This is a genomic window from Sulfurimonas sp. (genome assembly GCF_026991475.1).
Taxonomy (GTDB): Bacteria; Campylobacterota; Campylobacteria; order Campylobacterales; family Sulfurimonadaceae; genus Sulfurimonas.
Genome location: NZ_JALXBK010000012.1, coordinates 18,758 through 27,445 on the forward strand (window position 1 = coordinate 18,758; position 8,688 = coordinate 27,445).

Consider the following 8,688-nt stretch of genomic DNA (forward strand, 5'->3'; position numbering starts at 1 on the left):
TTTTTTTGTTGAACGGTAAAGCATTTCAAGCATAATTGTATTTAATTCTCAATAATTGTGATGACATTATACAACAAAAGATATTTTTTTGATTTCTTGTGGTATTATAATGAAATTATAAATTTCTATAAGGTTTTTGAATGGATTTAGGTACGGTCATTGGTATTGTTTTAATTATGGCGCTTTTACTTGGCTCTATGGTTATGGGTGTTGGTATTGGTGCGTACATTGATATACCTTCTGTCCTTATTGTTGTTGGTGGTAGTATCGGTGCTTTGATGATTTCGTTTAAACCAGCTCAAATGAAGCAGTTTGTTAAAGTCTTTATGAAAGCAATTAAGCCAGGTGAAGAGGATGTTGGTGAACTTATAAAAAAACTTGTGGAGTTTGCGACAAAAGCTAGAAAAGATGGAATTCTTGCGTTAGAGGGTGATGTTAATGATGAGGAGAATGCATTTTTAAAAAAAGGGCTCTCTATGGCCATTGATGGCAGTGAGCCTGATACTATTCGAGAACTTCTTGAAATTGAGATGGAGCAGACAAGTACTCGACATAAAATCCATGGTTCTATTTTTAACCAGTGGGCTGGGCTTGCAGGGGCAATGGGAATGATTGGTACACTAATTGGTCTAGTTGCAATGCTTTTAAATATGGCAGATCCTTCTGCTATTGGTCCTTCAATGGCGGTTGCTCTTCTTACGACGATGTATGGTGCTATGATTGGTAATATTTTTGGAACTCCTATATATAATATTTTAACCATTCGAAATGATGAAGAGACAACAGTGAAATCGATGATAGTTGAAGGTATTATGTCTATTCAAGCAGGTGATGCACCGAGAGTTTTAGAAGCGAAACTACTTGCTTATTTAGCTCCGGCTGATCGTGTCAGTCAATTTGACTAATGAGTATTTGTAATGGCTAAGAAAAAATGTCCAGAGTGCGAAGAGTGTCTACCTGCTTGGCTAGCTGCGTTTGGGGATTTAATGTCTCTTCTTCTATGCTTTTTCGTTTTACTTCTCTCTATGTCAAGTATGGATGCAAAAAAGGTAAGTGAAGCTATTGGCTCCCTCTCTGGTGCTATGAGTGTCTTAGAAGGTGGAACACAAACTGAAATTTCAACAAAAAGAATGCTTGAAGCTACTCCTATTGATTCTCAAGATGAGACAAGTGATACTGTAAATAGAATTAAGCAAGCTGCCGGTGATGCTAATGAGATGATGGAACAGGCACAGACACCAACAATTACAGTGCGAGAAGCACAAGATGGATTTGTTATAAAAATGCCTGCTGCGCTTCTTTTTAAACCAGGGAGTGCAACTATTGAAAATCAAGATGCACTACTGTTTTTAAAAAGAGTAGCGCTTATTATTGAAGCTTTGCCACAAGATATGCGAGTGGATGCACAAGGGTATACAGATAATGTAAAACCTGGTGCAGACAGTCCATTTAAAGATAACTGGGAACTCTCCGCTGCAAGGGCTATTGCTGTTGTACATGAACTTATTTTAGATGGTGTTGCTCCAAAAAGATTAAGTGCAACTGGATTTTCTCAATATCATCCTATTGCAACAAATGCAACAAAAATAGGTCGAGAAAAAAATCGTCGTGTTGAGTTACATTTTTATGGAAAGAAAAATGAAGAGCAGTCTAAAGTTGGTAAATCTATTTTAGATAAAACAGCAGGAACAAAATGATAAGAGTTTTTTTTGTTTTATTTGTGTTAAGTGCAGCTCTCTTTGGTGCAGATGCTGTCATTCCTACCTTAAATATGAATCTTTCTGCTCCAAAGACTCCTGAGCAGTTGGTTTCATCACTAAATGTTTTAGTAATTCTAACACTACTTGTACTTGCACCATCTATGGTTCTTGTGATGACAACTTTTACAAGGTTCATAATTGTCCTTGGATTTTTACGTCAAGCACTTGGAACACAACAAGTACCACCAACACAAATTCTTGTAATGCTGGCGATGATACTTACTTTTTTCGTGATGGAGCCTATTGGTACGAAGGCATATCATCAAGGTATTCAACCATATGTTGAAAAAAAGATAGGCTATGAAGAAGCATTTACGAAAACGGTATTGCCTTTTAAAAATTTTATGATTAGAAATACTAGAGAGAAAGATTTAGCACTCTTTTTGCGCATTAGAAAGATGAAAAATCCTAAAACTGTTGCTGATGTTCCTCTCTCAATTGTTATTCCCTCTTTTTTAATTAGTGAATTAAAGACTGCGTTTGAGATAGGTTTTTTACTCTTTTTGCCATTTTTAGTTATAGATATGGTTGTTGCTTCTATCTTGATGTCTATGGGTATGATGATGCTCCCGCCAGTAATGATTTCTCTGCCCTTTAAGATACTTGTTTTTGTACTTATAGATGGGTGGAACCTCATTATAGGCAATTTGATTGCTTCAGTTAAATAAGGAATGTAAATAAATATGGATTGTAAATATTTTGGTGAGTGTGGTGCTTGTAGAGTTTATGAAGGTGGTTATGAGGCACAATTAAGTAAAAAATTAGAGATTAATGAAGAGCGTTTTGCACCATTTTTTTCTGGCGATATTACTGTTTTTAAGTCACCAGATGAGCATTACAGAGCAAGAAGCGAGTTTAAGATTTGGCATGATGGTGATGTTATTCGCTATGCTATGAACCATAAAGAGCATAAGGGTGTTGTTTTTATTGATGAATGTCCACAGGTAAATCATTTTATTAGTAAGCTTATGCCAAAGCTTCTTGAGGGTATAGAAAGAAAAGAGATGGGTTATAAACTTTTTGGTGCTGATTTTTTAAGTTCTAGTAGTGGTGAGATTGTAGTCTCTCTTCTTTATCATAGACAGCTAGACAATGAGTGGCAAAAACTTGCACAGGAGTTAGCTGGGGAGCTTGGAATTTATCTTATAGGTCGCGCTAGAAAACAGAAGCTTGTCATAGGGCAGGATTATATTACTGAGACGCTAAATATTCAAAACCGAGCCTATAAATTTAACTATATTGAAAATAGTTTTACACAGCCAAATCCTCGCGTAAATGAGCAGATGGTTTCGTGGGCAATGGAAAATTTTGCAGATGCACAAGGAGATCTACTTGAACTCTATTGTGGTGCAGGAAATTTCACTATTCCTTTTGCAACGATTTTTGATAAAGTGCTTGCAACTGAAATCTCTAAATCTTCCATAAACGCAGCCAAAGAAAATATGCTTTTAAACAGTGTAGAAAATATAGAGTTTGTTCGTATGAGTGTTGAGGAGTTTGTTGGAGCACTCGATGGTGTTCGCGAATTTCGTCGAATGAAAGATATAGATATAAAAGCTTACAATATTAACTCCATTTTTGTGGATCCTCCTCGAAGTGGCATGGATGAGGCATCTTGTAATTTTAGTGCAAGATATGAGCATATACTCTATATATCTTGCAACCCTGAAACTTTAGTAAGAGATTTAGAAATTTTATCTAAAACGCATGATGTTGTAGCTATGGCACTTTTTGATCAATTTCCATATACACATCATGTTGAAATGGGTGTGAAACTCATTAAGCGAAAGTAATTATGAAAAAAATATTAATCATTAGTAGTGGAACAGTTGGTGAACATTTTATTAACAGAGTTATTCAGGCACACACTAGTGAAAATATTTATTATATAGTACAAACAAAAGCCAAAGAGTTTGAGAATGCTTCACCAGCAAGATTTAAATTTTACGAGTTTGATCCTACTAGTCTATATAAACTTTCTAATCTGCTTAAGATGGAGTTTATACAGGTAATTATTGCGATGGATTCGCAGATAGATGTTGAAAATAGCATTAAAAATATCCGCGCTGTAAAAAAACAGTTGCGTATTGTTGTACTAAATTTTTGGAATATGAAGAGTGAAGCTTCTAATGTTGTTTTAGTAAATACAAATGAGATATTGGCTTCACGTCTGTTGGATTACCTTCCAAATGTTCCTGTAATCGCTCAAAATGTAGGTGTGGGCGAGGGTGAAATAATGGAAGTTCTTGTCCCTTTTGGTAGTTCTTTTGTCTACAGGCATATTGGTGCGATTGAGCAGAAAAACTGGCGTATTGTTGCTATTTATAGAGATAGAAAACTTGTGATGCCCTCACGAAGAAGAATGATACAGCCAAACGATACACTTTTACTCGTTGGTGAACCTGCCGTTTTAAAGTCCGTTTACCGGGCAATTAAGCGTGAACTTGGACAATTTCCAGAGCCATTTGGAACTAATTTAATGCTCTATATTGATATGAATATTATAAACCATGAAACAATTACTGAACTTGTTGATCAAGCTGTATATGTTCATGAAAAGTTTAATCATGATTTGATTATTAAGGTTGTAAATCCGGGTAATATTGAAATTTTAGAGTACATTAAAAGTTTAAGAACTTTTAATATTATTGTAAATATTAAGTATGACAATCTAAATATTCGTAGTACATTTTTGAATGATGTGAGTAGGTATCATGTCGGTCTTGTCATTGTGTCATGTGAAATGTTTGCTGATTATTATGTAAGAAATTCTTTATATGAAGTACATCTGCCAGTGCTTAAGCTTTCTAAAAAATCGCTCTCAGGAGTAAAAGATGTCTCTTTAATTCTTTCAGATAACAGAGACTTGGAAAAAATTTCTGCTACAATTTTTGATATTTCAGAGCAGTTAAACCTTAATATAGAACTTTATAACTATATGAATGAACATCAGGAAAATAGAGAACAGGTGATTGAACATTTTAACAATCTTTCAACAATTTTTTCAAAATCAATTAAAATTTATAATGAAAGTGACAATCCTATTAGGCGCTTAAAGAGAAAAGAAAATTTTATACAAATTTTACCTTTTACAAATAAATTGACCCAAAGACATATTTTTTCTCTTTTTTCAACTGATAGTGAAAAACTCTACCATAAACTCGATGAGTATACTCAAATATTTATTCCTGTACAGATATAATTTAGCCATTTTTTAGTAAAAATTAAGTATTATCTAATATATTAAATTTTGGATAGATAATGCAAGTAAATATTCCCCTAAAACAGATAGTAGATAACTCTTATGATATAACAATTGATGCAATGCCAAAGATGCATTTTCATAAAAAAGTTGCGATTGTAACAAATCCGAAAGTTGCTGGTTTGCATTTAGCATATCTTTTATCAAAAATTAGTGCTAAAGAGCTCTATATCATTACAGTTCCTGATGGAGAAGAGTATAAGAATCAGGCTTCAATTGACACTATTTTAGAATCACTTTTTAATCACCGTTTTAACCGTAGTTCTCTACTCATTGCGTTTGGAGGTGGTGTTATAGGTGATATGACTGGATACGCTGCAAGTATTTATGAAAGAGGAATTGATTTTATTCAGATTCCTACAACATTACTCTCTCAGGTTGATGCAAGTGTTGGTGGTAAAACTGGCATGAACAATAGATATGGAAAAAATCTTATAGGTGCATTTCATCAACCCCAAGCCGTATATATTGACCCCATTTTTTTAGAAACATTACCAAAAAGAGAGTTTGCAGCAGGCGTTGCTGAAATAGTAAAAATGGCAGTTACTTTTAACAAAGATTTTTTTGAATTTTTAGAGCATGCTGATTTAAATGATAAAATTGTTCTACAAGAGGCTATTAAGCAGGCAGTAGAGACAAAAGCTGGCGTTGTTGCAAAAGATGAAAAAGAGAGAGGTTTACGAGCAGCACTTAATTATGGACATACTTTTGGTCATGTTATTGAGAGTCAAACGCAGTATAAGCGATATTTGCATGGTGAAGCTGTAGCTATTGGAATGGTAATGGCAAACAAAACGGCAGTAGCTATGGGTCTGATGGATGAAGATGAAGCACAGAGGGTTGAAAAGCTTTTACAAAAATATAGCTTGCCGACAGATTATGTTATTGAAGATGTAGAAGCTTTTTATGAAACATTTTATCTTGATAAAAAAAGTTTAGATGCAAGTGTGACCTTTATTATTCCACATCATCTTGGCGGTGTGAAAATAACTGATGCAGTGGATAAACATCTAATTTTGGATGTACTCAAAACTTTTAAGGCTTCTTAATGCAGTTGAAATTTTTTATTTTAATTCTTCTTTTTTTACAAACTTTATATGCGAATGTTGAGACTAATAGTAGTGTAGATAGTAATCTTACAAATGAAGAAGTTTTACTAATAAAGGCAAAACAAGAGTCTCAAAAATATGCAAAAATAAAAAAAGACAGAGATACTCTTAAAACTTTAAAAATGCAGATTTCAGATGAAAATATGTGGATAAAAAGTTATGCTTCTTATTTGACTGCAGTTGATGTAAAAAATAATCTTGATAAAATCAAGAAGAGAATAAAATATCTTTCTAAACATGCAAAAAATGTAAGTGATAAGTCAGAACTCAATGCACTTATTGATAAGCAAAAGATTTTAGCCACACAGGTGGATAATTTAAAGGGAGATTTTGCACTTGCTCCATTTTCAGAGCTTATAACACCTCCAAATATAGAAAAAATTCCTGAAATCAGTAATCCTTTTGATATTTTAGGAGGTTATTCTCTTATTAAAACTTTTGATGCGAATTTTGAAGAGTATAAAAAGAAAAAAGAGGCACTCCAAAATCTTATTAAAACATTGCAAACGCAGCTTAGAATATATAACCACTTAGCAATAATAGATACAGCTCATGATTACAAAAAAGATATAAAAAGACAAAAATTACAGTTAGAGATGTTTAGAAGAGCTCTAGATACTATGAATGTAACTATGAATGTTTATCAAAAAAGATTAGATGTTGCCGAGGTAAATATCCATAAAAGTATTAAAAGACAAATATATGGTCTCATCAAAATTACTATTATTATCTTTTTCATCTTTTTAATCTTCTTTCTTCTCAAATTGATAGTAAAGAAATATATTACTGATAATGAACGCTTTTATATGGCAAATAAAATTATTACTTTTGCCAACTTTACAATTATTATATTGGTGCTTTTTTTCAACTATATTGAGAATGTAAGTTACATTGTAACTATTTTAGGATTTGCTTCAGCAGGTATCGCCATTGCCATGAAAGATTGGTTTATGAGTTTGCTTGGTTGGCTTGTAATTGTTTTTGGTGGTAGTATTCATGTTGGAGACAGAATCCGTGTGGACCTAAATGGTATGAAATATGTAGGAGATGTATTAGATATTTCACTGCTGCGCATAACAATACTCGAAGATATTACGCTTACTTCAATTATGCAAAATCGTCGTGCTGGTAGAATTATTTTTATTCCTAATAATTATATTTTTACAAAAATGATAGCAAACTATACACATAACTCTTTAAAAACAGTCTGGGATGGAATTAAAATTACCATCACCTTTGACTCAAATCATAAAAAAGCAATGCATTTGGTCAAAGAGATTACCAAAAAATACTCTAAAGGGTATACTGATATTACAAGAAAACAGTTAAATAAATTACGACAAAATTATAGTCTAAAAAATACAAATGTTGAGCCAAGAATTTACTCATTTATTGCGCCAAATGGTCTTGATATTGAGGCTTGGTATTTAACAAATGCGTATGGTACTTTAACATTGAGAAGTGTTATATCGGCTGATATTGTTGATGCTTTTAATGCAGAAGATGATATTACCATAGCTTACCCTACACAAAAACTAAATGTCTCTATGCATAATGAAGATGCAATAGAACATAATCACGAGTTGGTATAAAATGAAGAAAAAAGTTTACTTTAAAACATTTGGTTGTCGTACAAATCTTTATGATTCACAAGTTATGATGAGTTCGCTCAAAGAGTATGACATAACAGAAAATGAAGATGAAGCAGATGTGATTGTTATAAATTCATGTACCGTTACAAACGGTGCAGATACGCATGTGCGTTCTTACATTTCACAGGTTGAAAAACATAATGGTGATGCGAAGCTCTTTTTAACAGGATGTGGTGCGCATACTAAAGGAGAGTCACTTTTAAAAGAGAATCGAATTCATGGTGTTTTTGGACAGAGTGAAAAGCAGAAAATCGATACATTACTTAAAAAAGAGCAGCCTTTTTACGAGCCAGGTGACTTAAATCATGTAGATGATATGGTGGTAGATGAGTTCATTGGAAAGAGTAGGGCATTTATAAAAATTCAAGAGGGATGTAATTTTCGCTGTTCTTACTGCATTATTCCTTATGTTCGTGGAGATGCAAGAAGTATGGATGAGTCACGAATTTTGGAGCAGATAACTAGACTTGCAAGCAATGGATTTGGAGAGTTTATACTTACTGGTACAAATGTAGGAAGCTATGGACAAGACAGAAGAACTTCGCTTGCAAAACTTATGAAAAGAATGTCTCAAATCAGAGGTGTACGAAGAATTCGTCTTGGAAGCGTTGAACCTATTCAAATAGGTGATGAGTTTAAAGAGATTTTGGATGAGCCGTGGATGGAGAAGCATATGCATATTGCTCTGCAACATACTTCACCAAAAATGCTTAAACTTATGAACAGACGCAATGTTTACAAACATGACAGAGAGCTTTTTGAGTTTTTAGCAGATAAGGGCTATGCAATAGGGACTGATTTTATTACTGGGCATCCAGGAGAGAGTGAAGAGCTTTGGAGAGAAGCTATGCTAAACGCAGCGGAGTTACCTTTGACGCATATTCATGCTTTTACCTATTCAAAAC

General features: G+C 33.5%; 8 protein-coding genes. All 8 read left to right on the forward strand.

The genetic code is table 11. The features are described from left to right. Positions 1–140 precede the first annotated feature (140 nt). Positions 141–905 carry a motility protein A gene (locus MV589_RS00800; RefSeq protein WP_297431122.1) on the forward strand — a complete coding sequence of 255 codons (765 nt, stop codon included), beginning with the start codon at positions 141–143 and terminating at the stop codon, positions 903–905. A gap of 12 nt (positions 906–917) precedes the next feature. Beyond that, positions 918–1,697 (forward strand): flagellar motor protein MotB, encoded by a 780-nt coding sequence (locus MV589_RS00805; RefSeq protein WP_297431124.1) that lies wholly within the window; start codon positions 918–920, stop codon positions 1,695–1,697. After that, complete coding sequence (fliP, locus tag MV589_RS00810; RefSeq protein WP_521966158.1) at positions 1,697–2,428, forward strand: flagellar type III secretion system pore protein FliP; 732 nt, start codon at positions 1,697–1,699, stop codon at positions 2,426–2,428. The genes MV589_RS00805 and fliP overlap by 1 nt, the downstream gene beginning before the upstream one ends. 15 nt (positions 2,429–2,443) lie before the next feature. Further along, positions 2,444–3,553, forward strand: a complete 1,110-nt coding sequence (gene trmA / locus MV589_RS00815; RefSeq protein WP_297431127.1) for a tRNA (uridine(54)-C5)-methyltransferase TrmA — start codon at positions 2,444–2,446, stop codon at positions 3,551–3,553. Positions 3,554–3,555: 2 nt separating this feature from the next. After that, complete coding sequence (locus MV589_RS00820) at positions 3,556–4,962, forward strand: COG3400 family protein (protein ID WP_297431129.1); 1,407 nt, start codon at positions 3,556–3,558, stop codon at positions 4,960–4,962. A gap of 59 nt (positions 4,963–5,021) precedes the next feature. Then, on the forward strand, positions 5,022–6,071 hold the full coding sequence (aroB, locus tag MV589_RS00825; RefSeq protein ID WP_297431131.1) for a 3-dehydroquinate synthase: 1,050 nt from the start codon (positions 5,022–5,024) through the stop codon (positions 6,069–6,071). Next, the gene (locus MV589_RS00830) at positions 6,071–7,723 is read left to right on the forward strand and encodes a mechanosensitive ion channel family protein (protein WP_297431133.1); all 1,653 of its coding nucleotides are present in this window, start codon (positions 6,071–6,073) and stop codon (positions 7,721–7,723) included. The genes aroB and MV589_RS00830 overlap by 1 nt, the downstream gene beginning before the upstream one ends. Before the next feature lies 1 nt (position 7,724). Beyond that, a partial coding sequence (locus MV589_RS00835) for a MiaB/RimO family radical SAM methylthiotransferase (protein WP_297431135.1) occupies positions 7,725–8,688 on the forward strand: 964 nt, incomplete at its 3' end.